The organism is Cytobacillus sp. Hz8 (assembly GCF_042263505.1).
Classification (GTDB): Bacteria; Bacillota; Bacilli; order Bacillales; family Cytobacillaceae; genus Bacillus_BE.
The window spans coordinates 43,397-65,201 of sequence record NZ_JBHKFI010000007.1 but is presented as its reverse complement, the minus strand read 5'-3'; the positions used below and the strand labels follow the sequence as shown (position 1 = coordinate 65,201).

Annotated in this window: 21 protein-coding genes, 1 pseudogene and 1 riboswitch; of the genes and pseudogenes, 6 read left to right on the top strand and 16 right to left on the bottom strand. The window is 36.7% G+C overall.

The genetic code is table 11. The features are described from left to right. Positions 1–16 precede the first annotated feature (16 nt). From ACE38V_RS10615 to ACE38V_RS10590, 6 genes are all read right to left on the bottom strand, one after another. Complete coding sequence (locus ACE38V_RS10615; RefSeq protein ID WP_375841231.1) at positions 17–2,305, bottom strand: ribonucleoside-diphosphate reductase subunit alpha; 2,289 nt, start codon at positions 2,303–2,305, stop codon at positions 17–19. Positions 2,306–2,473: 168 nt separating this feature from the next. Beyond that, positions 2,474–2,670: riboswitch (cobalamin riboswitch) on the bottom strand. A gap of 234 nt (positions 2,671–2,904) precedes the next feature. Beyond that, positions 2,905–3,699 carry an ABC transporter permease subunit gene (locus tag ACE38V_RS10610; protein WP_375841230.1) on the bottom strand — a complete coding sequence of 265 codons (795 nt, stop codon included), beginning with the start codon at positions 3,697–3,699 and terminating at the stop codon, positions 2,905–2,907. A gap of 34 nt (positions 3,700–3,733) precedes the next feature. Beyond that, positions 3,734–4,537 (bottom strand): ABC transporter permease subunit, encoded by an 804-nt coding sequence (locus tag ACE38V_RS10605; protein WP_375841229.1) that lies wholly within the window; start codon positions 4,535–4,537, stop codon positions 3,734–3,736. Between the two features lie 5 nt (positions 4,538–4,542). Next, positions 4,543–5,424 (bottom strand): ABC transporter ATP-binding protein, encoded by an 882-nt coding sequence (locus ACE38V_RS10600; RefSeq protein ID WP_375841228.1) that lies wholly within the window; start codon positions 5,422–5,424, stop codon positions 4,543–4,545. A gap of 20 nt (positions 5,425–5,444) precedes the next feature. Further along, positions 5,445–6,062: a TetR/AcrR family transcriptional regulator gene (locus ACE38V_RS10595; RefSeq protein ID WP_375841227.1), complete on the bottom strand. Its 618-nt coding sequence runs from the start codon at positions 6,060–6,062 to the stop codon at positions 5,445–5,447. A gap of 202 nt (positions 6,063–6,264) precedes the next feature. Next, on the bottom strand, positions 6,265–6,387 hold the full coding sequence (locus ACE38V_RS10590; RefSeq protein ID WP_375841226.1) for a hypothetical protein: 123 nt from the start codon (positions 6,385–6,387) through the stop codon (positions 6,265–6,267). A gap of 257 nt (positions 6,388–6,644) precedes the next feature. Here ACE38V_RS10590 and ACE38V_RS10585 point away from each other — a divergent pair, with 257 nt between their 5' ends. Continuing rightward, positions 6,645–7,034 (top strand): CotD family spore coat protein, encoded by a 390-nt coding sequence (locus ACE38V_RS10585; protein ID WP_375841225.1) that lies wholly within the window; start codon positions 6,645–6,647, stop codon positions 7,032–7,034. A 199-nt stretch (positions 7,035–7,233) separates the two neighbouring features. Next, the gene (locus tag ACE38V_RS10580; RefSeq protein WP_375841224.1) at positions 7,234–7,512 is read left to right on the top strand and encodes a hypothetical protein; all 279 of its coding nucleotides are present in this window, start codon (positions 7,234–7,236) and stop codon (positions 7,510–7,512) included. Positions 7,513–7,789: 277 nt separating this feature from the next. Here ACE38V_RS10580 and ACE38V_RS10575 read toward each other — a convergent pair whose 3' ends face one another. Then, a complete protein-coding gene (locus ACE38V_RS10575; protein WP_375841223.1) occupies positions 7,790–7,948 on the bottom strand; it encodes a MarR family transcriptional regulator in 159 nt (52 codons plus the stop codon). A 146-nt stretch (positions 7,949–8,094) separates the two neighbouring features. Further along, a complete protein-coding gene (gene yeiL / locus ACE38V_RS10570; RefSeq protein ID WP_375841222.1) occupies positions 8,095–8,766 on the bottom strand; it encodes a transcriptional regulator YeiL in 672 nt (223 codons plus the stop codon). An 81-nt stretch (positions 8,767–8,847) separates the two neighbouring features. Here yeiL and ACE38V_RS10565 point away from each other — a divergent pair, with 81 nt between their 5' ends. The 4 genes from ACE38V_RS10565 (at position 8,848) to arcD (ending at position 14,426) form a co-directional block, all read left to right on the top strand. Continuing rightward, positions 8,848–10,020, top strand: coding sequence for an MFS transporter (locus tag ACE38V_RS10565; RefSeq protein WP_375841221.1), 1,173 nt, complete (start codon positions 8,848–8,850; stop codon positions 10,018–10,020). 322 nt (positions 10,021–10,342) lie between these two features. Further along, positions 10,343–11,521 carry an IS200/IS605 family element RNA-guided endonuclease TnpB gene (gene tnpB / locus ACE38V_RS10560; RefSeq protein WP_375841220.1) on the top strand — a complete coding sequence of 393 codons (1,179 nt, stop codon included), beginning with the start codon at positions 10,343–10,345 and terminating at the stop codon, positions 11,519–11,521. 620 nt (positions 11,522–12,141) lie between these two features. After that, positions 12,142–12,909: a dimethylarginine dimethylaminohydrolase family protein gene (locus ACE38V_RS10555; protein WP_375841219.1), complete on the top strand. Its 768-nt coding sequence runs from the start codon at positions 12,142–12,144 to the stop codon at positions 12,907–12,909. A gap of 83 nt (positions 12,910–12,992) precedes the next feature. After that, on the top strand, positions 12,993–14,426 hold the full coding sequence (gene arcD / locus ACE38V_RS10550; protein WP_375841218.1) for an arginine-ornithine antiporter: 1,434 nt from the start codon (positions 12,993–12,995) through the stop codon (positions 14,424–14,426). 147 nt (positions 14,427–14,573) lie between these two features. Here arcD and ACE38V_RS10545 read toward each other — a convergent pair whose 3' ends face one another. From ACE38V_RS10545 to ACE38V_RS10510, 8 genes and pseudogenes are all read right to left on the bottom strand, one after another. Further along, positions 14,574–15,245 (bottom strand): Crp/Fnr family transcriptional regulator, encoded by a 672-nt coding sequence (locus ACE38V_RS10545; protein WP_375841217.1) that lies wholly within the window; start codon positions 15,243–15,245, stop codon positions 14,574–14,576. A gap of 412 nt (positions 15,246–15,657) precedes the next feature. Continuing rightward, positions 15,658–16,455 carry a glutamate racemase gene (murI, locus tag ACE38V_RS10540; RefSeq protein ID WP_375841216.1) on the bottom strand — a complete coding sequence of 266 codons (798 nt, stop codon included), beginning with the start codon at positions 16,453–16,455 and terminating at the stop codon, positions 15,658–15,660. Between the two features lie 454 nt (positions 16,456–16,909). Further along, entirely contained in the window at positions 16,910–18,082 is a 1,173-nt protein-coding gene (locus ACE38V_RS10535) for an Acg family FMN-binding oxidoreductase (RefSeq protein WP_375841215.1), read from the bottom strand. A 23-nt stretch (positions 18,083–18,105) separates the two neighbouring features. Continuing rightward, on the bottom strand, positions 18,106–18,774 hold the full coding sequence (locus tag ACE38V_RS10530; protein WP_375841214.1) for a TetR/AcrR family transcriptional regulator: 669 nt from the start codon (positions 18,772–18,774) through the stop codon (positions 18,106–18,108). 306 nt (positions 18,775–19,080) lie between these two features. Beyond that, positions 19,081–19,243: pseudogene (locus ACE38V_RS10525) on the bottom strand (IS200/IS605 family transposase); the annotation flags it as partial. An 84-nt stretch (positions 19,244–19,327) separates the two neighbouring features. After that, positions 19,328–19,885, bottom strand: a complete 558-nt coding sequence (coaD, locus tag ACE38V_RS10520) for a pantetheine-phosphate adenylyltransferase (RefSeq protein ID WP_375841213.1) — start codon at positions 19,883–19,885, stop codon at positions 19,328–19,330. Between the two features lie 353 nt (positions 19,886–20,238). Beyond that, positions 20,239–20,520 (bottom strand): ferredoxin family protein, encoded by a 282-nt coding sequence (locus ACE38V_RS10515; RefSeq protein WP_375841212.1) that lies wholly within the window; start codon positions 20,518–20,520, stop codon positions 20,239–20,241. Then, positions 20,517–21,800, bottom strand: coding sequence for an FAD-dependent oxidoreductase (locus ACE38V_RS10510; protein ID WP_375841211.1), 1,284 nt, complete (start codon positions 21,798–21,800; stop codon positions 20,517–20,519). The genes ACE38V_RS10515 and ACE38V_RS10510 overlap by 4 nt, the downstream gene beginning before the upstream one ends. Between the last annotated feature and the right edge of the window lie 5 nt (positions 21,801–21,805).

The following is a 21,805-nucleotide window of genomic DNA, read 5'->3' as shown; positions in this document are numbered from 1 at the left end:
AATTACATTTTTACTTTTAGCTATGACACATCTCGCACTCTTGAATCTCAGCTTGAGACGTACTCCGCACATAATAGGTCGTTTTCAAGCCATGTTTCCATGCCTCCATATGAAGTCTCAATAATTCTTTTGCTTTAATATCATGACGAACATATAAATTAAAGCTTATGGCTTGGTCGATGTGACGTTGTCTTGCAGCATTTTGCTTTATACTCCAAATCTGATCTAATTCATGTCTTGCGCGGCGATAATAATCATAAGTGATATGATTTAAGTCTGGGGCCGTTACTTTAAATTTAAAATTTTTCTTTTCTTCCGCGTATTCTACCGAATAGATCGGGTCAATCCCATCGGTTGAACCTCCAATTTTTGCAGTCGAAGATGTTGGTGCAATGGCCATCAGCCAGCCGTTTCTCATTCCCCTTCCAGCCACCTCCTCGCGTAATTTTTTCCAGCGATAAGACGTATACCCCCTTTTCTCAAAATAACACCCTGTCTCCCATTCAGAACCTGAAAATTGACTATACGTCCCTCTTTCCACAGCTAATTCCATTGAAGAGCGAATCGAATAATAGGCAATATCCTCATATAAATGATCTGCAAGTTCAACGGCCTTATCCGACTCCCAATGGATCCCTTTTAACGCTAATAAGTGATGCCATCCAAAGGTTCCAAGTCCGATCGCTCGATATTTCTTATTCGTCTTCTCCGCTTGTCCAACCCGGATCGTATTTAGATCAATCACATTATCAAGCATTCTCACCTGTATGCGAATCAAACGCTCCAGCACATTTGCCTGAACAGCCTTTGCCAAATTGATAGACGATAAATTACAAACGACAAAATCTCCCGGTTTTCGAACAAGGATAATGTTGCCCTCGTCATCTTCTTTTTCGTTCACAATTGAGGTCAGTGACATATTTTGTGTAATTTCCGTACATAGATTACTTGAATAAATCGAGGTCCGCCCTTCCCCTATAACATGTTTATTGGGATTTTGCCTATTCACTTCGTCCCGATAGAACAAAAAGGGTGTGCCTGTTTCTAGCTGAGAAATCATGATCCTCGCCATAATATCCATCGCCCTATATGTCTTACGCGGTAAGAGAGGATGATGTACAGCTTCTTCATATCTTTCCGTAAAGTATTTCCGCTCTGTTTCATCGTAAAAATCTTCTAGTCCAAGCGGAGTTCCGTTTTCATCCTTCCACCCCATGATTTGTTTAACTTGATGAGGACAAAAAGTGTGCCACTCCCCGATGCTTTTCCCAGACTCATCTACTTCCTCAAGCTTTTCCATAAATAAATCAGGGATGGCAACCCCGGTGAAAATATCATGAGCTTTTCTTCGCTCATCCCCATTATTTGTCTTTAAATCAAGGAAACCGTTCATAATGTCTTTATGGAATACATCAAGATAAACAGCAATCGCACCTTGGCGTTGTCCAAGCTGATCCACACTAACGGCTGTATCATTGATCAAACGAATCCAAGGAACTACACCGGAAGAATTCCCTTTGAATTTTTTAATATCAGAGCCAAGGGCCCGAACCTTTCCGTAATAAAGGCCAACACCACCGCCATCTTTACTCAATCTAGCTGTATCCCACAAATTTAAATAGATGCCGTCTAATGAGTCATCTACCATATCTATATAGCAAGACGAAAGCTGGCCAAAACTTTTCCCTGCATTTGCAAGTGTTGGTGTCGCAACAGTCATATATAAGAGACTTAAAGCCCAATATGCTTCTTTTACAAGCCCAACACGTTTATGTGCGTCCTCATCCTTCATCAAATGCATGGCAATAATCATAAATCGTTCCTGAGGAAGCTCAAAAAGATTTCGCTCATAATCCCTAGCCAGATAACGATCAGCTAATAAGAATAATCCTATGTAGTTAAAAAGATAATCTCGCTCTGGATCAATGCTGAGAGCAAACTCATCGATTTCCTCTTTGGAATATGTATTTAATAGATCTTGAGAATAAATCCCTATGTCAGTTAATGTTTGAATCAACGAATAGAGCTCTCCATATTTTTTTAAATGATCATATTTCCTATTTTTCGCTGCCTCTTTATATAACTCATTTAAATAAAAGCGAGCAGCTAGAAAGGTCCAATTCGGTTGATCCATTGAAATCTTATTTAATGCATAATGAATAACACGCTCATTTATTTCGATCTCTCTATCATGTAGTGGAGCTATCTCCTCCATAAGTTCTGTTACATCTACTTGATATTTCTCAGCAAATTCTTGAATCGTATCAAAAGCATTTGATAAACCCGTTTGTACCGATGTACTCATTATGATTTCCCCCTATAATTGATAGTGATTACTGCTATTTTCCCCATAAAAAAAACCGCCCATTATGAGCGGATGAAACGATAACATCAAAAAGAATAATAAGACTTAATAGGAATAGCAGTCCTCTTCTTTCAGCCACCGTTTCTTCCTCTCACTCCCCGAAGAAGTTGAAACAAACTAGATAAGACAGGTCTCCTGACTTATGCTTCATCCTACTTTAAATCCTTCCCGCATAAGCACCTAAAATTAAGCAGTCTTATGCAGTGGTTCATTTAGTTCGTCAGCATTACAGTTGCGGGGGCAGTCTCGGCTTCCAACCGAATTCCCTATTAAGCGAAAATCGCATCTTATCGCAAGGCTAATACTATATGTAGTTGTAAAATCTTATAAGCGATTCAATATATGGTATTCAATATATTTAATAGTATATGATTCAAGGATATTTTACAAGTAAAAAACTAGCAAAACTTCTTTTCACTTAGGTTTACATTTTCATATTATAGTAGCCATTATTTTTGATTCCGCCCTTTTTCCTAATCAGAAAATTTCTAACCGAAAAAAAGAGCTGGACATAAAATCCAGCTCATAGAACATATCATTCAAACATTTAAATCCCGTTTCTGATAAAAGAAATAAGATAAAGTAGAAAAAACGGCAACCATTACAAGTGAAAGAATCACAACAATGAAGTTCAAGCCATCTCCATTGACTATATCCTCATAACTAAAGTATTTAAACGGGGAAAAAACATTTAAGAACTCAAGATTTTCAGCCAAATCTGTTATTTTCGCAATAATAAATCCACCAAAAAGGATAAAGGTTGCCCAGGATCCGGCTGTTTTTGGCTTTTTCAAAATAGCTGAGAACAGGGATCCTAGCGAAACAAAGATCAACTGAACGATGAACAAGCTTAATAGAAAGACAATAATTTCACTTGTTATATCTTTTCCCTTATTGAAAGCCCCCACAAAAATAATAGAGGATATTAGCGTTACAACGTTAATGACTATGATATTAGCCAGCGCCGCTAAAAACTTAGAGGTCATAATGGACGACCGTGATACTGGCTTAACCATCAGGAATTCCGTTGTCTTATCGCGCTCTTCCTTTGCAAGAATATGACTTCCTAGCAGTACTGCATGAACGGCAACTGTCACCTCAATATATGGAAAGAGAAAAGCAAAAAAGCCACTCATCTTTGAGACATTAAATGTTCCCATTCCTAACAAAGCCCTCATTGAATGCGGCAATTTCGCTAAAGCTTCGCTTGCTGCCCCACCGGATGAATAGGTGGTATACTTACTCATCCCGCTAAGAACAAACAAAACCATACATATACTCCAGATAATCAAGGATTTCCGGTTCGCTTTCATTTCCCTTATAAAAATATTCATCATCAGTCCTCCTTTTCATCTATTTCACGGCTCATTAGTTCACCGTGTGGATATCCTTCTTGATATAGATCCAATAGGTTGCCGTAATCGCCACAAGGATTATAACAGCACTGGCCACAAGATAAGGAACATCATAACCTATATTTTGGATAATATAAGCCGTTTCAAAATAACTAAAAGGAGAAACAAAACGTACTACTTCGTCATTTTTTCCGGTCGCAAGCAGAGCACTAATCATATAAAATCCCAAAACCACTCCAAGCGAAATGGGAAGTACAGACTTAAGTTTGTTAAAAAACACGGAAATAACCAACCCAACAGCAAAGAAAATCAGTTGTAAAAAGAGCATAGATAAATTGATTAGGAAAAATGCCTTTTCATTATAACTCCCCGTATCGATCAGGTTGACCATCACCATCAATGCTCCATAAAATACGATGTCTGTTACTAAAATCATCGTTAAAGAAGCCAAAACTTTAGCACTGACAATCGCAGATCGAGCAACAGGTTTGACTAAGAGAAAATCAGCCGTCCTCTCTCGAGTTTCTTTTGACAATGCGGAAACACCAAAATTCATCCCTTGAATAGCCCCACAGAGTGAAATAAAAGAAAAAAGCATAGAATAAAACCCCAGAATAGAAGAAAAATACTCAAGATGCACATTAAGCATCGCCCTTATTGAAGCAGGGTAATTACCTAATAATTCCTTAAAATCTTCTGCGTCTTTCGCTACACCTGAATAAATGGAGAGAAAAAGCGCAGCAAGGGCAATAATGGCAATCGCCCAAAGAATAGTAGTTTTTCGCAATGACTTAAGTTCATGCCAATACATATTCATGCTGCTCAGCTCTCCTTTTCATAATAGTGTAAAAAGATTTCTTCTAAATCCGGCTCATCAATCGAAATATTGAGAAGTTCTAATTCAGAAATTCGTTTAATAATCGTATTAATATCTCCTCTATACATAAAGTTGGCCGTATTGCCCTTCATTTTACAATTACTTACTCCATCAAGATTAAATACACCTAAATCCAAACTGGATTTTGTTTCAAGACTAATTTTCTTATAGTTGTTTGCTTGAAGTGTGCTTATTTTTTCAAGCTGGATAATTTTCCCTTCTTTAATAAAGGCAACCCGATCACACATCTTTTGTACTTCCGTAAGAATGTGAGAGGAAAAGAATACCGTAGCGCCCTTCTTGTTCTCCTCTCTGATTAGCTCAAAGAATTTTTGCTGCATCAAAGGATCCAGTCCGCCTGTTGGCTCATCAAGAATAATCAATTTTGGTTCATGTAGCAGACCTTGCACAATCCCAACCTTTTTCTTATTGCCAAATGAAAGATCATCAATTTTCTTTTTCAAATCAAGATTCATCGCTTCTGCAAGCTCATGGATTCGCTTTGTACAATCTTTTTTATAAAAACTAGCGGAATATTTCAGTAAGTCAATCACCCGCATATTATCGTAGTAAAATACTTCTGATGGCAAATACCCCAGTTCTTTTCTTACCTCAGGATGTTCAAAACAGCTTTTCCCAAAAATAGTCGCTGTACCGCTTGTAGGATGAAGCAATCCCAATAAGGTTCGGATAGTTGTTGATTTTCCAGCACCATTAGGTCCAATAAATCCGAAAATCTCGCCCTGTTCGATATTCAGATTCACATTTTCAATTCCCCTTGCCTTCCCGTATTGCTTTGTGAGATTTTTCAATTCAATCACACTCATGACGTTTCTCCTCCTGACTCTCATTTATAAAAGGCATTTTTCAATAGATTGAAGCAGTCAATATATTCCTGATATAATAAATCGAAATGTGCTCCTTCCATATTTTCTAAGTGGATAAAGCACCCTTCAGACATCCACATCAACATCTTTACCACTTGTTTTGGATCCACATTATCCTTAAATTTGGAAGTATCTATTCCATCGAATGCAATTTTCATTTGGAAATCCTTTGCTTCTTTATCCGCCATCATGGACTGAATCTCAGACTTTACTTCCTCGTCTCTTTCCTGGTATAAGCTCTTTAAAAATGAAATGATAGCAGGATGCCTCTTCATCACCTCAAATTCAATATCCCCCGCCATCTTAATGCGGTCAAAGAAATCGGTAACGTTCGGATCAAAATTTTTATTAACTTCATCCATTAAGGTTTTGCCACAAAAGCGGATTAAAAATAAATATAACGTTTTTTTTGTTCCAAAATAATGAAAGACCATCGCCTTTGAAATTCCAGCTGCTTGGGCAATTTCACTGATCGATGCTTTCTTATAGCCATTCTTCCCAAAAGAAGTAAGAGCTGCATCAATGATAGTGTTTTGCTTTTCTACTGGCAAACCGAAAAATTTCTCCAAATATACCACCTCCCACACCTTATCAACCGATTCGGTTTACACCAGTATAACCACATAAACCGATTCGGTCAATGACTATTTTGGAAAATTTTTATAAAAATTTATCCCTTCTTCTCCAATAAAAAACACAGGGAAAACTGAAGGTTTACTCCAATCTTTTCCTGTGTATTTAAATAGAGAGTTATTTATAAGTTTTACCGATTATAGGTGATCACCTTAATATAGAAGCGGCCATTCTTGTATAAGTATGACTGCGGCCGCGAATCGCTAACTTTAACTCAGAAACATTCATTTTTTTAAAATCAGATGATGTATAATTCAGAATTCTCTTCATCGAAAATGATTCTCCTTTTTTAGGAATAGAGAAAATCTATCTTCATCATACCATCCACTTCGAAAAAGATTTAAGAACAAACCAGAGCAATAAATATGAACTTAAATCATATACAGAAATTCAAATAAATTTTCTAGTTCATATATCCATATAATGAAAAAAACCTACTATTTTTTTGAATAAGTAGGTATTCAACTAGTCCAACTGCACAATCCTTACATAAACTGTTATTGTCAAAAATAAAAGGAGGTTTTCATATGAGTAACAGAAATTGGGGAAATCCTTATGCTGGTGGTCCTATGGGTCCTATGGGTCCTATGGGTGCAATGGGTCCTATGGGTCCCATGGGTCCCATGGATGCAATGGGCCCTATGGGTGCAATGCCTGGTCATCCAGGATGTTCACCTCAATACTGCCCACCAAAAGCATTTCCGACTCAGTACGATCCACCATTAGTTTCACCAGGGCAGCAATATGTAAAAACAAATTTATTCACAAAAGAAGTATCACACATCCATCCTTCCCATACAACAACCGTAAATAAACATCTTACTCAACACAAACACTACTTCCCACATACTGAGTCCTGCGTAAATGAATGCTACCAACAGCATTTTATGTGTGGCGTGCCTTATAAGCCTTGTTGACCTAAATGGACGAATGGATTAGATGCCGTTTTGCATCTTTTTGGAAAGACTACCCTCTTTAGGTAGTCTTTTCTCTTTGTTCATATTTTATGGTAGGATCCAAAAATATGAGAGCATATTTTCCAACCCTTAGTGGCAAAAATAAAAGGATAAACCTTATCAAACATAGTATAAACTCACCGCTAAAGAGGTGTATCTCATGGAATTTCCAACAATCTATACAAACATTTGGGATGTTCTTTTGGCTGTTCCGTTCATTATAATATTGACGCAATTTATTAAAATGTTACTGAACCTGCAAAAGCAGTTTGTTCCCTTAATTGCTCTTGCCATTGGATTATTAATCTCAATTTTTATCAGTCATCATCATTCCATTTTATCTGGACTATTTATGGGATGGTTTTATGGATATGCGGCCATTGGTTCGTACGCGGCGCTGAAAACTGCAATCCTTTCCTTTCGAAAAAAACGTAACTAACTCATTGGAGTTTAAGCAGACGAATCAACCATGTGGTTATCGCATTTCAATTTTAGTATCCCTACATAAACGTATTCACTCTTTATGAATGATGATCTTGAATACGAGAGAGCTTTTCTAGAAAATCAGCCACAATTTCAAGAGAACCTGAGTCATAGCTCTTAAACAATTTCAGGGTTTTTTTATCATATTCCAAATAGAGCTGTTGATGTAATTTCGATAATTCTTCCCCCAGTGGGGTGACATAAAAATAAATTTCCTTCAGATTCGTCGGGCGTTATTCCTTTTCTATCAACCCTTGAGCCAATAATTTTTTGGTCACTTTTGATATGGCACCTTTGGTAACATTTAACTCATAGACAATATCTATCCCTTTCATCCCTTCATTTTGACTAATAGCATCTAATGTATGGAGGCCTAATACCAATTCATCCATTTCTACTTAACCAACATTGATAGAAATTGACATGATCGTACTCCTTTCTTAGATAATATAGGATAAACTATATTTAAGTTATTCCTAAACCCTATAACTACCTTAAAAAAGTGTGGGAGTTTCGATCAATCAAAACCTTAAAATGGTTACTTGTTCCTCAGCATCTCGGCAAGTTCATGTAGAGAATTGTGCTGTTTTATACGATAGTTTCTTCCTTCTTTTTGCAAATACCCTTTATGGCAAAACTGTGCAAGCACATGCAATAGATGCCTATAGGAAACTCCTAAATAATCACAAACGATTACATGCTTCTCCTTATAGACCTCTTCATCAGCAGTTTGTAAAATAAAATCCGCAAGCCGGTTTTCAAGCGGGAAAGCGAGGCTCTGTGAATACTTTGCTGCCATTTGGGTTGCTTTTAGGCTTAAAAATTTGGTTAATTCACGCAAGAATAAAGCATCTTCTAGAATCTGTTTGCGGCAGCTATGAAAAGGAAGGGCCAAGCAAATGGTCTTGGTGGAGGTCTGAATTCCCTTCGTATAGTACACCTCATTTAATAACTCCATTTCCCCAATATACTCATTTTCATTGATAAAATTGATTAAGGAAGTTTTCCCATTTTGATGGGTTACATAAATTTTGGCTTTTCCTTCAATGACATAAAATAAGAAATCCGGTCTTTTGCCTTCTTGAATAATCCATTCATCTCGTTTATATTCATGAACTTGTATAAATTCTTCAATTGGAAAGGAAAATAGATGAGCAACAGAATGCTCCTCTAAAAAGCGTCGCCTTTTCTCATTTTTATATATTTCCATAATCCACCTACAATAATATGAGATATCTCATATTATTGTACTTATCGCCATGATATGATGCAAGCAATGGAGGAAAACAGAATGAACACACAACGCTGGATGAGCAGACAATTTTTTAGTTTTTATATGACATGGGGCGTCTTTCTTCCCTATTGGACAGGATGGATGATTCATACAAAAGGGACTTCAGTTTCACAAGCTAGTTTAATTATGAGCCTGGGTTTGGTGGTTAGAGGACTTGCTACATTATTTGTGTTTCCTTATTTATCGGAGAAATTTAGTAGTAAAACCTTATTAAATGGGATGGCAATTGCCACATTTATTTCTATTCTAGGTTATATTCCGGCAACCTCTTTTACCAGCTTACTTGTGGTAACATTACTTTTGCATTTCTTTTACCCGACATTGATGCCTGCTTTAGATAGCGCAGCCAGTGCCCTTGTGCAAAAAAGGCTATTAAGGCATTACGGGAAGAGCCGCTCGTGGGGATCCATCGGGTTTGTCGTAGGAGGTATGATCTTATCCTTCTTTACAGGTGCGCTTGGAGATAAAGTGATTTTATGGGCGCTGTTAATAGGTATATCGGTATTAGTGTTTCTTGGTTTTATGCGTACACCCGTGGTTTTATCAGAAAAGCCCAAAATAGAGCAAACCAAAAAAGGCGGAATGTTGGAACTATTTCGCATCAAACACTTTGGTTTAATCCTTGTCATTGTAATCTTACTGCAAGCAGCACACGCTTCATACTATAACTATGGTTATATTTTTTTACAGGAAATTCATGCACCCCAATATTTAATTGGTGTCATTATTAACATTGCCGTGATTGCAGAAATCATTTTCTTCTCGATTGCCGATCGTGTCTTTCATAAATTTTCAGTAGGCTCCTTGCTAACACTTGCAGCGCTTGGTTCATCCGTACGTTGGATATTAATATTTGCCTTTCCCAATGTTATTGTTTTCAGTATTGCGCAAACATTACATTCCTGTTCATTTGCAATGGGGCATTTTGCCTTTATGAAATACTTAATCAATCATATTCCCCATTCGAAAATACCAAAAGCACAAGGTATGTATTCAGCTCTTGCACTTAGCTGGAGCACTGCCGTATTTACTATTTTCGGCGGCTACTTATACGAAATCGAGCCAAGATACGCCTTCATCGGCATGATTGTTTGCACCATTCCATCCATGCTGCTAGCGTATGTGTATCGAAAATTGGAGCATAGGAAGGAAATGTTAGTTTCTATTTAGTTTTTATCCTTTTCCGCCAGAAGACTCCCACCTCAAGGAACGAGGCCACTGAAAAAGTCCAACTATTAAAAAACGGAAATTTGGAAACGAAAAACGAGCTCTCAGATTCGCTTCTAAGCGCCGTTTACTATATGAGGAGTCATATTTGGCCCCCTAAAAAAAGTGATTTTTCAAAAATCAACACTTTTTCAGTGGCCTCCAAGAAACGTGAAGGGTTGCTGCCCAGTAAGTAGGTGGGAGATGAATGTCGGTTGGTGATAGCCAAAATCTTCCTCCTACGGTATAATAAGAACAAGCGTTCGTTAAATGGAGGTGAAATACAGTGTTGGTTAATAAAGCGTTTAAGTTTCGTATCTATCCCAATAAAAAGCAAATAGAACTGATCAACAAAACAATCGGTTGCTCTAGATTTGTGTTTAACTTCTTTTTGGGAGAACAGAAAAACAAAGATGCCTATTGGTACATGGTTGAAGAAATGGTTCAAAATGGCCAGCTCCCAGCAAATAACTGGAAGGGTAAATGCTTAAGTAAAAACGAAACAGTTAAAGCCATTCCAAAATTAAAAGAGAATTATCCCTTTTTGAAAGAAGTGGATAGTATTGCCTTGCAGAAGTCCGTTGAAAACTTAGCTGATTCTTTCAACAGATATTATCGAAAGCAGAATAAATATCCACGCTTTAAATCAAAAAAGAATCCTCTTCAGTCTTATACCACTAAATATACAAATGGAAATATTGCGATTATAGACCATTCCATTAAACTGCCCAAACTCGGTCTTGTCCGTTTTGCCAAAAGTCGAGAAGTCGAAGGACGTATTCTAAATACCACGATTAGACGTAACCCATCAGGTAAATACTTCATCTCAATAGGAACAGAAGTCGAAATAGTAGAACTACCGAAAACCAATTCAGTGATTGGGATAGATGTTGGTCTTAAAGACTTTGCCATACTATCAGACGGTACGACTTACGATAATCCAAAATTCTTTCGTACGCTAGAAGAAAAATTGGCTAAAGCACAAAGAATCATGAGTAGACGAACATTAGGCGGGGCCAATTGGTCCAAATCCAAAAAGAAAATGGCTCGTATTCATGAAAAAATGACTCAAGCAAGAAATGATTACTTACACAAAATTTCTACCGAGATCATCAAAAAACACGATATCATCGGTATGGAAGATTTGTCAGTAAGCAATATGTTAAAGAATCACAAGCTTGCCAAAGCCATTAGTGAAGTATCATGGTCACAATTCAAAAACATAATGGAGTACAAAGCAAAATGGTATGGAAAACAAGTCGTAACGGTTGCGAAAAACTTTCCTTCCAGTCAGCTTTGTTCCTGTTGTGGCTATCAAAACAAAGACGTTAAAAATCTCGCATTGCGTGAATGGAAATGCCCTACTTGTGGCATACATCATCAAAGGGATATTAACGCAGGGCAAAATCTAAAGAATGAAGCGATAAGACTTCTAACCGCAGGGACTGCGGGGATCGCCTACTAAGATAACTAAAGGATACTTTGGTGTTCGTAGGAATCTCCCGCTTCAAAAGGACCGTAAGGTTGTTAAGCGGTGAGAAGTTCAAATCTAGTATTTCTCGCAGGCTGTGTTACATTTTATCCGCTGTACAAAGCTCGTATATTTTTATTTTTTAAACGAAAAGGCGGCATGATAATTAGCTTTCAACGAAATCAATTCAATCATAAAAGCGATGAAAGGGACGAGTCCAATGATCTCCTTTTCATCGCTTTTATTCTGTCTATAATGGCATCATTACTTCCGGATTAATCAAAGCCATTATGGGGAATCACTCACTGTAATCATATCCTTTTGCTGTTTCAGAATCCCTTTGTATAAAACAAAATTGCTAGCGTTTTTAGCTGGCGATGAAGAAAAATCATGGCTGTGCTTTAATTATCTAATTTTCTATATTAAGGCGGAAAAAATGTTTCAAGAATATACAGAGATGATTATTTTTGTGAACTTCCTAACAGAAGCAGTGTTGAAAATTACATTATAGGACCACGGAATTCTCCACATCATTTACTGTTTTTATACTCTACTATATGAATATAGCAATCATTAGTATTGCAAATACAATTACTTGAGAGAAGGGTTCTAGTATGTTTAAGAATGTCATTGTAAGAGTTCCATCAAAATCAGTAGTGGAAGGTATTAGTAGTGCAAATTTAGGCAAGCCAGACTATAATCTCGCACTGAAACAACACGAACTATACGTAAGTGCTTTGACAAAAGCTGGTGTGAATGTGACAGTACTTGAACCAAAGGATGAATTTCCTGATTCTTGCTTTGTTGAAGACGTTGCTTTATGTACGAAAAAATGTGTAATTATTACTCGCCCAGGTGCAGAAACAAGAAGGAATGAATCGGCTTTACAAGACCTTCATGATGCATTAAGTAAATTCTATGAACATATTGAATATATAAAAGCACCGGGAACCATTGAAGCAGGCGATATTATGATGGTTGGCGATCATTTCTATATTGGTGAAAGCGCACGTACAAATCGCGAAGGTGCTGAACAAATGATTGCCATTTTAGAAAAATACGGATTAACAGGCTCCATCGTTCCGTTAAAAGAAGTATTGCACTTGAAAACTGGTTTAGCCTATTTGGAAAAAAATAATCTATTAGTCGCTGGTGAGTTTGTCAAATCTCCAGAATTTGAAAAGTTTAATAAAATCACTGTTCCAAAAGAAGAAGCATATGGTGCCAACTGCATTTGGGTAAATGACTATGTATTAGTGCCAGAGGGTTATCCAACTGTTCAAAAAGCCATTGAAGATCTCGGCTATAAAGTAATGGTAGTTGATACATCAGAATTTAAAAAAATTGATGGTGGACTAAGCTGTCTATCACTTAGATTCTAAAGAGAGTGTAGTCTAACGAAAAGAGTATGGGAAAGATTTTCTTATACTCTTTTCGTTGCTATTCCATTCTAGGAGGAATTCATATGGGAGAGGAAAAAAAGCTAAACCTTAGTTCTTTAACCGCCGTTATCATTAGCTCCATGATTGGTGCAGGAATATTTAATTTAATATCAGATATGGCCTCTCAAGCTGCTCCAGGTGCTATTATGATAGGATGGCTGGTAACAGGTATTGGAATGGGAACCCTCGTATTCTCTTTTAAAAATCTAAGTGAAAAACGGCCTGAATTAGACGCAGGTATCTATAGCTATGCCAAAGAAGGATTTGGGGATTACATGGGATTTAATGCGGCTTGGGGATATTGGTTATCCGCCCTAATGGGAAATGTCGCATTTGGTACTTTAACATTTAGTGCCCTGGGTTATTTTTTTGAAGCATTTGGCAATGGACAGAATATATACTCCGTCATTGGGGCCTCCATTACGTTATGGATAATCCATTATATTACGATAAAAGGTTCCGGCGCTGCTTCTCTCGTTAATTTTATCGTGACTGTTGCAAAAATTATCCCGATAATTCTCTTTATTGTCGTTGTGATTTTTGCCTTTAAATATAATGTATTTTCTTTAGATTTCTGGGGAACGGCATCGAAGAATTTTGAATTTTCATCTATAGCATCACAAGTAAAAAATGTGATGTTAACAACCGTTTGGGTCTTCATTGGTGTGGAGGGCGGAATTATCTATTCCGGCCGCGCCAAAAGGGCAAAAGATGTCGGAAAAGCAACCTTAATTGCTTTTATATCTGTTCTTGTCCTCTATGCGTTAGTCACCATTTTATCATTCGGTATCCTGTCTCAAGATGAATTAGCCAATTTACCAAAACCTTCAATGGCGCATGTGCTAGAAAGTATTATGGGAAAACCAGGAGCAATTATTATTAATATTGGAGTAATCATCTCTATTCTTGGTTGCTGGCTCGCTACAACAATGTATACTGGAGAAGTTCCGTATCGGGCAGCAAAAACTAAGAACTTCCCGCGTATGTTTACAAAAGTAAACGAGAATGGGGCGCCAACGGTTGCACTTTTCGTAACAAATATGTTAATCCAAATCTTTTTGTTTACATTTTTGATTAATGATAGCGCTTATAATTTCATGTACTCTCTTTCCGCTTCAGCTATTTTGTTACCATATGGATTGGTCGCCTTTTATCAATTAAAATACTCATTAATGGAAGAAAAAAGTACAAAAAATAGAATGACCAATATTATTTTAGGGCTTATTTCCAGTATATTCGTGATTTGGGTAACATTTGCATCAGGCATTGAATACTTCTTACTAACAATGTTTATTTTTGCAGCAGGATTTTTCGTGTTTACATGGGTACAAAGGGAAAACAAAAGAAAACTATTTTCAACAAAAATTGATTGGATTTTCGCAAGTATTGTACTCATATTATTTATCATCTGTATTATTCAAATAGCAACAGGAGCAATTGACCTTAGAACAATCTAAAAGAATAAAAGATTCAAATGGGGCTGCCACATTTTCAAAAGGGTAAGGAAAATATTATGCCTAGTACATAATATTTATATAAGCAATTGGACAAGGATATTTTAGTTCAGTATAAGGCTGCCCCTTCATTTTTTAACAGCAAAACACTTATTTCAGTTGATTTAAAAAATATTCGGGCTGATTTATTATGATTTGTTTATTATCATTTTGCGATATAATTTCTCCTTCCTTTAATTCTTTAAAAACATGGGAAACGGATTCCCTTGATGTTCCTGAAAATTTTGCTATTTCAATTTGTGTTGCTGGAATATCAATGATTACTCTATCTTGATCGTTCGTCCCATAATAAACCATCAAATATCCAATCGTTAATTCGATGCGATCTTTAACGTAATTAGCTGTAATGATTTCTAACCGCCTTTCATGTTGTTCCATAATTTCTGCCAAGATTTTAACTACATGATACAATCGGCTTTGATCAGATAAAATAAAGCTTTCAAAAACGGCCATTGGGATATAATACACAACAATATCAGTAAGGGCATATGCTGAAAAATGATAATATTCATCCGTAAACATTCCCCGATAAGGGAAAAAATCATTTGGTTTTAAATAATCTAAATACAGCATCGTTGCCTCTTGATTGAATCTTTCCAACTTAACATATCCCTCTAGCAAGAAATAAATCTTATCGCGTGGATCACCTTCAGTAAATAGAAGTTGATTTTTTTTGTATGTTCGCTTATACATCTGCTTCTCTATTGATTTAAAATCTTCCTTATTGCCTAAGGAAAAAAGGTCACTTTGGGTTAGATTCATGATCCTGCACCTTCTCCTTCTTCAGCTGTTTAACCCCCAAAACATCTAAATACTATTATACAAAAATATTTATTTCATTGTTGCAACATTTGGAAAAATAAATGAAATAAGACAAAAGATATTGTAGTTTGAATGAATAATAGCTTTATTATTTTATTCAAGTTCAAAATCAAAGTTTGAGCTGGAAATTTTTTATTCCACTTTATAAGCAGATCATACAATTTAGTTTATTTTTTAAAAGTGAATTTCATATTCCTATTCAAAATGAATGGATAGAATAATTCGCCTGCTTTGCGTACCAATTAGATGATAACTTTTCTAAGACTCAGCTATGATAGCGATTAATAAATGATTTCCTCAAAACAGCATTTATAACGAAAAATTAATTAGATAGGTCATTATGTTTTTTACATCAAAGCTTTGGTGACAGAAGCTGCAGTTCATCTAACATTATCAATAGCTCTTGATAATGAGACAATGTAAATTGATCTTCAACTTGATAACCAGATTTAAAATATTTTATATCCCCTGTTCCATCGTCAATTTCATTCCGAGCTTTAAGTATTCGACTTAAATTTTTAGCAGTACCAATACTTCCAGAAATAATGTCGACTTCTTCAGGAAATAGCTTCTTTATGCTTCTTTCAAAATAGGGAAAATGAGTACACCCAAGAACGATTGTTCCGTACTGTTTTAAATCCAAAGAACCCATTTCTTTTCTTAGATATGGTATAACGATCTCATCCCTAAATTCAAAGTTCTCAGCAAATTCGACAAGACCAGGAAGGGGCAGACTTTCGACAATATCATGATGGTCTATACTTTTAACAAGATTGCGGAACTTTTCCTCTTTGAGAGTCAAATTAGTCGCCAATACTAATACTTTTTTTTGTTTTCCCTCACAGCCTTGAACTGCTGGTTTGACGGCGGGCTCAATACCTAAAATAGGGAAATCATACTTTTTTCGAAGGTCTTCTACTGCGATACTGGTTGCAGTATTACATGCAATAACTAATGCCTTTACACCCTGTTTGGCAATAAAGTCAACTGCATTAAATATATATTCCCTTACCTCATCTTTTGATTTTTCTCCATATGGAACATGTAAGGTATCAGCATAAAAGATATAATCTTCATTCGGTAGATACTTCAAAGCCTGATGCAGTACTGTTATTCCACCGATACCGGAATCAAAAAAACCAATTCTCATTACTTTCACTCTTCTCTTCAATTTGTTCTGTTCTATTTTATCATTTTTGGCCTTTCATTTACCCTGACAAGCCACCTAATTACTTAACATATCCATAAATTTTAATAAAGTCGTAGGTGCGTACTTATCTTTTCTATAAATAAAAAGTGTTTTAACATTTCCACAAGCTCTCCGCATAGGCTCTTGATTCCTTCACAAATGCCCTTCAATCTATCCAGATATGTCTGAATGAGCCCTGCATTCTTTATTCCAAAAGCAGCAAGGTTTAAAAAATATCCTTCACAAAAAAAGACTCAACTCTGAAATTGAATTGAGTCTTTCTTGACCAAATCTTATGCAATTCACTGTATTCATAAATTTCTCCTATTTTACAATTCTTAACTTCAAATTTAATGCCGAATTATGGTCCATTATTATTAAAATGGATGATTTACGCATTACTCTATAGCGTACATTATTCTGAAATGATCAAATCCATCACATCACGCCGCATGCTTTGCGATGCTTTTTTTATCGGTTTGCCTAGACGAACGAGCATCTGAATCGTCCCCCCGCCTGGTGCATAGTCGTGGTGGATATGATTGTAGGGGTCTTTCATTTCTGGGTACTCTTCTAAGGACTGACTGAGCGGTTGCATAACAATACCCAGTTTTTGAGCTGTTAGTATCAATTTACTGTAAAGCATCCCGCTTTTGACCTGACTGGATCGGCTATTATCCTTTGAAATAATCAAGGCATAGGCCGGTGTGCTGTCTACCGATGCACGTGTTGATTGAATAAATAGATCTGATGCAGCTTTTCCTTTGTTCAAAGATGGAAAAAGCGTAACCAACCCTTGTTTGATGCCCAGCATAATTCCAGTTGTCCCCTGCCCATCAACAGAAAAACCATAGCGATATTTATTTTTCTGATATTCATTTGCGCGAAAAATGATTTCAGATTCCTTCATTACTCGATTCACACCCGCTTCGATGACTGCTGCCTTTATTGCATAGTCGCTCAGCTTATCCATGTTTTTCTTATCCTGATATATTTCTACGGACAGCTTTGCATCGCCATTGATGTGCTCCAATTGATTGATTTGCCCAGTAGTTAACTTCGTTGGCTGATATGCCGATCTATTTGTGTCGGGTAAAAATATGGAAGCATAAAGAGGGTTGCTTTGTGGTTTCTCTTTTGTAAGCGTAACTTTCGCTACCGGTTTATTCTTCATGCTTTCCACTAAACTTTTTTCATTATAAAGTCCTTCGGGAAACAGCTTTATTGCAGTTTGGTACCCTGTTTCTTCCCCGGCAATTTTAACGTATTCTAAAAAGGTTCCTTGTGTAATCATCATTTGCCGTGAATCAGGATCTACCTTATCCGTTATGCGATCGCTGTCGGCGTATAAATAAAATGCCATAGGATTCCTTTTATCGAGCTTGACTTTCCACGGCTGCATATTGTGCCCATTTGCCGCCAGCAATCCGCAAGCCACCAGACGTATTCTCGGATCATCAAACTTTTGCTCATAAGTCTTATCCCAGGGCTCCAAATACTTTGGCTTTTCAAAAACTCCACTAATGATGAACAAAGATGCAAAAACGATAAGTACCAGTGCTCCAAGGCTTGAAAGTAATATAAACATCGTTCTCTTCATCCTCCTTTTGTTCATTTAGAATCCCTTCCTTTTTCTGACTGGATTGACTGAATGACAAGCTCTAAAGCGCCTGATATCAATTCCTCTGGCGTCATACTGTGATAATGTTTTAAATAGTTCCCCTTCCGATTCGCGGTATTAAATACGCCTATCATGCAAGCCCATAAGATAAGTGCCGTTTTTACTACATCCAAGTCACTGCGGATTGATTTTTCTGCAATACCTCTTTTCAGCATTTCAATCAGATAGCCCAACAATTCTTCTCCAAGTGCATAACATTCTTCTCTTGATTGGTCGGGGACACCTTTCTGGAAATCTAATTCCCCATTCTCATACTCCATAATTGCTTTGAAATAGTCCGGATAATCTCTGTTGAATTGGTACATGATCAGCGCCATCCGTCTAATTTTCTCAACCGCGTTCAAGATTTTTTCTTTCTGTAAGTCAGCCTTTAACATCTCAAGTAACAGCCTGTATCCTTTTATCATAATTTCAAAATAGATTTGCTCTTTACTATTGAAATAAACATACACGGTCCTCTTACTAAACTCAGCCTCTCTCGCAACATCATCCATTGTGGCATGATCATATCCCTTTGTAAAAAAGACCCTTTCCGCTGCTTCAATAATATCTCTTCTGCGAATTTCCTTTTCTTTTTCTTTACGTTCATGGATCCCCAATAGCTGCGCCTCCATTTCACTCTAGTGCATAAAAGTAAACTATCAGTTTACCTTAGTCTAAAAAAATATATGTTCGATGTCAACACCTTCTTTACATTTCAAAAATTGAATCCATTTCGAATACAAATTGATCAATTTCTATTTGTTCTGCATAATAACGCACCCCGACTATTCGAAGAATTGTTTCCTGATTATTGTTAAAAAACCTAAAATCCGTCAAATAATATTAATCATTATCGCTTCTTTAATAAACGATTATCTCCCTATCTTTAGGTAATTCCGATAAATGATTTAATTGCCTTTGCCTCATTTTCCATACGCCTTAATAAAGTTTTCAAATTCTTTCACACTTAGCTTATCTAGCGATATCATGCTTTTCTTGCTCTGTATATATTTCTTAATGGTATCCCACGGTGCTTGCATAATATCCTTCAGCCCAAAAATGCCGATTCCCAAACTTATATTTTAGTTTGCCTGTTTATCTGCTCGTTAGGCATAAGTAATAAGAAGATAAAACAAGTCCCAAATTTTTTACTCAGTGCAATACATAAGATTAGTGCCAATTTTGCTGTAGGGCTACATTGACCTGCTTCGATTGCACTAATTTATTACCATGAATATTTGCCTTAGAGTTTTTTGACTTTTTCTTATCCATTGCATCTATTACATGCATCGGCACATAATTATATATATTCCCATCATTTGCATAAATTTCTTTCACGATGCTTGAACTGAGAAAAGAATATTTCTCACTTGAAAGAATAAAAAATGTTTCCGTATCATTATATAAATTTTTATTTGTCCGTGCCATTTGGACTTCATAATCGTAATCTCTTAAATTTCGTAAACCCTTTATAATTACCCTAATGTTTTTTTCCTTCATATAATTAACAAGGAGCCCTTCATACGCTATAACTTCTACCTTAGGATTATCAAATAATTCATATTCAATTAATTCTTTTCTTTCTTCAAGGGAGAATAAATAATTTTTTTTACAATTTTTCATAACTCCAATATAAAGTTTATCCACAAATTCACTTGCTCTATTAATAATATCTATATGTCCGTATGTAATAGGGTCAAAGCTCCCAGGATAAATTGCCACAGTCATTATAACCACCCAATTTTTATTTTGTGCTGTATAAAATTTTGAATGAAAAAGCTTGTTATCATTGAATCTTTATATAAAAAGAACTTAAATTGTTCTTGAATCAGTTCGAGAGCAAATATATGATGTAGAAATCTGTCCTTATTTTTCTCCCAAAAGTAATAGCAGCTCGTTCATATCTCTATTAGGATCATAACGATAATTAGAAATAATGTATAAAAAAAGGAATCATATAGAATTCAGGAAATTTTTTATTCCAACTTGTATAGATATGTTATATAAGAAAGGAGCAGTAAGAATCTGCTCCCCTTCTATTCGTTAAATAAATGCTTACTGTTCTGTCAATGTTACAATATTTATCCAAAGCGGTATTCGATACCAAATGTACTACGTGGATATTCCCATTTCAAACCTTTTGGAATACATACAACCCGACAAGTACCGCACTCCAGACAACCGACATAATCGAAAGACACTTCGTTCCCCTGTAATACGTAAAGACCAGCAGGACATGCCTTAACACAAGGCTTGTCTGCACATGTATTGCAGATGTTTTTATCCAAAGTAATGTGAGGAAGTTCATCGTCTACAAGAAACTTGTCAGTACCTAAGCGTTCTTCTATGCTAAGTCTCTTCAAAACGCCTTCACTCCTTTCCAGACGTCCTTACTGATTTCCAGTATACTACTGTGTTCCTTAATCATTCCCATCAGCTCTTTACGTAAAGGACGAGCAGGCGTTCCATCTATGCTAAATAGTCTAATCATTAGATCTTCTACCATTTGAGGATACTTCCTAAAGATACGATGATTTTCCATAAAGCCTGGCGCTTTCGAATACGTGTTTAAATCCTTGAGTACAAAACCATTTTCCAATTCCTTCTGATACAAACTTAACCCGTTCTTTGTATAATCGCCTATTTGATTCGCAGAAATAACGGCATGTGCAGCAGCTTCACCCGAAGCGATGGCCAAATCCATTCCGCGAACCATGTAACCAGTGTTTAGCACAAGGCCGGCCGCATCGCCAACGATTAATAACCCATCCGTGACAAGCGTAGGCATCATACTAAGTCCACCCTCTGGTACAAGGTGAGCGGAATATTCAACGGTTTTTCCGCCTTCAATCAATTGCTGAATAGCAGGATGCATTTTGAAATCCTCCATTAAATCCGCTATCCGATATTTTGTATGAGCAAATTCTCCTGCCGTTACTACGAGACCTAGTGAAATACTACTAAGATTTGTATATAAAAACCCTCCGCCTTGGAGTCCATGGGTGCACTCGCCTACAAAGAGCTGAGCAGCCCCAGCCTCTCCATTTAAATTAAATCGCTCTTCAATTACATTACGAGGAAGTTCAATTACCGTTTTTGCTCCGGTTGCTACATGTTCAGGAGAAAGTTCACCTCGTAAGCCTGCTTTCTGTGCAAGTAAAGAATTCACCCCATCAGCAGCAATTACTACATTGGAGAGCATTTCGTCTTCCCCGCAAACAACCCCCTGCACTTTACCATCTTTTAAAATTAATTTATCTACACGAATGCCTGTTGCTAAAATAGCTCCTGCTTCCTCCGCCTTTTCTGCCAACCAGGAATCAAATTCTGAACGAAGTACAGTAAAAGATGGAGATTCGTTTAACCTTTCACTTTTAACATCCAGTGAAATAGCGCTTTGATCTGTTAAAAAAGTAACCATTTCTCGTGTAACTTTTCGTTCAACTGGCGCTTCTTCCCAAAAATTCGGTATGATCTTATGAAGTGAATGGGCGTAAAGACGACCCCCAGTCATATTTTTAGATCCTGGTGTATTACCTCGTTCAATTAACAACACATTCAGGCCCTCTTTTGCCATACAGTAAGCCGCAACACTTCCTGCCGGGCCAGCACCAACCACGATAGCATCAAATCGTTCTTCCACTGTTG

Excerpts from the sequence above, each read along its gene's own strand:
- ACE38V_RS10590 (WP_375841226.1), bottom strand. The coding sequence starts at position 6,387 with ATGAAGAGAATTCTGAATTATACATCATCTGATTTTAAAAAAATGAAT.
- ACE38V_RS10615 (WP_375841231.1), bottom strand. The coding sequence starts at position 2,305 with ATGAGTACATCGGTACAAACGGGTTTATCAAATGCTTTTGATACGATT.
- ACE38V_RS10610 (WP_375841230.1), bottom strand. The coding sequence starts at position 3,699 with ATGAATATTTTTATAAGGGAAATGAAAGCGAACCGGAAATCCTTGATT.
- ACE38V_RS10575 (WP_375841223.1), bottom strand. The coding sequence starts at position 7,948 with ATGGATGAATTGGTATTAGGCCTCCATACATTAGATGCTATTAGTCAA.
- ACE38V_RS10555 (WP_375841219.1), top strand. The coding sequence starts at position 12,142 with ATGTTTAAGAATGTCATTGTAAGAGTTCCATCAAAATCAGTAGTGGAA.
- ACE38V_RS10585 (WP_375841225.1), top strand. The coding sequence starts at position 6,645 with ATGAGTAACAGAAATTGGGGAAATCCTTATGCTGGTGGTCCTATGGGT.
- ACE38V_RS10580 (WP_375841224.1), top strand. The coding sequence starts at position 7,234 with ATGGAATTTCCAACAATCTATACAAACATTTGGGATGTTCTTTTGGCT.
- arcD (WP_375841218.1), top strand. The coding sequence starts at position 12,993 with ATGGGAGAGGAAAAAAAGCTAAACCTTAGTTCTTTAACCGCCGTTATC.
- coaD (WP_375841213.1), bottom strand. The coding sequence starts at position 19,885 with ATGACTGTGGCAATTTATCCTGGGAGCTTTGACCCTATTACATACGGA.
- yeiL (WP_375841222.1), bottom strand. The coding sequence starts at position 8,766 with ATGGAAATATATAAAAATGAGAAAAGGCGACGCTTTTTAGAGGAGCAT.
- ACE38V_RS10600 (WP_375841228.1), bottom strand. The coding sequence starts at position 5,424 with ATGAGTGTGATTGAATTGAAAAATCTCACAAAGCAATACGGGAAGGCA.
- murI (WP_375841216.1), bottom strand. The coding sequence starts at position 16,455 with ATGAGAATTGGTTTTTTTGATTCCGGTATCGGTGGAATAACAGTACTG.
- ACE38V_RS10545 (WP_375841217.1), bottom strand. The coding sequence starts at position 15,245 with ATGAATCTAACCCAAAGTGACCTTTTTTCCTTAGGCAATAAGGAAGAT.
- ACE38V_RS10535 (WP_375841215.1), bottom strand. The coding sequence starts at position 18,082 with ATGTTTATATTACTTTCAAGCCTTGGAGCACTGGTACTTATCGTTTTT.
- ACE38V_RS10605 (WP_375841229.1), bottom strand. The coding sequence starts at position 4,537 with ATGAATATGTATTGGCATGAACTTAAGTCATTGCGAAAAACTACTATT.
- ACE38V_RS10565 (WP_375841221.1), top strand. The coding sequence starts at position 8,848 with ATGAACACACAACGCTGGATGAGCAGACAATTTTTTAGTTTTTATATG.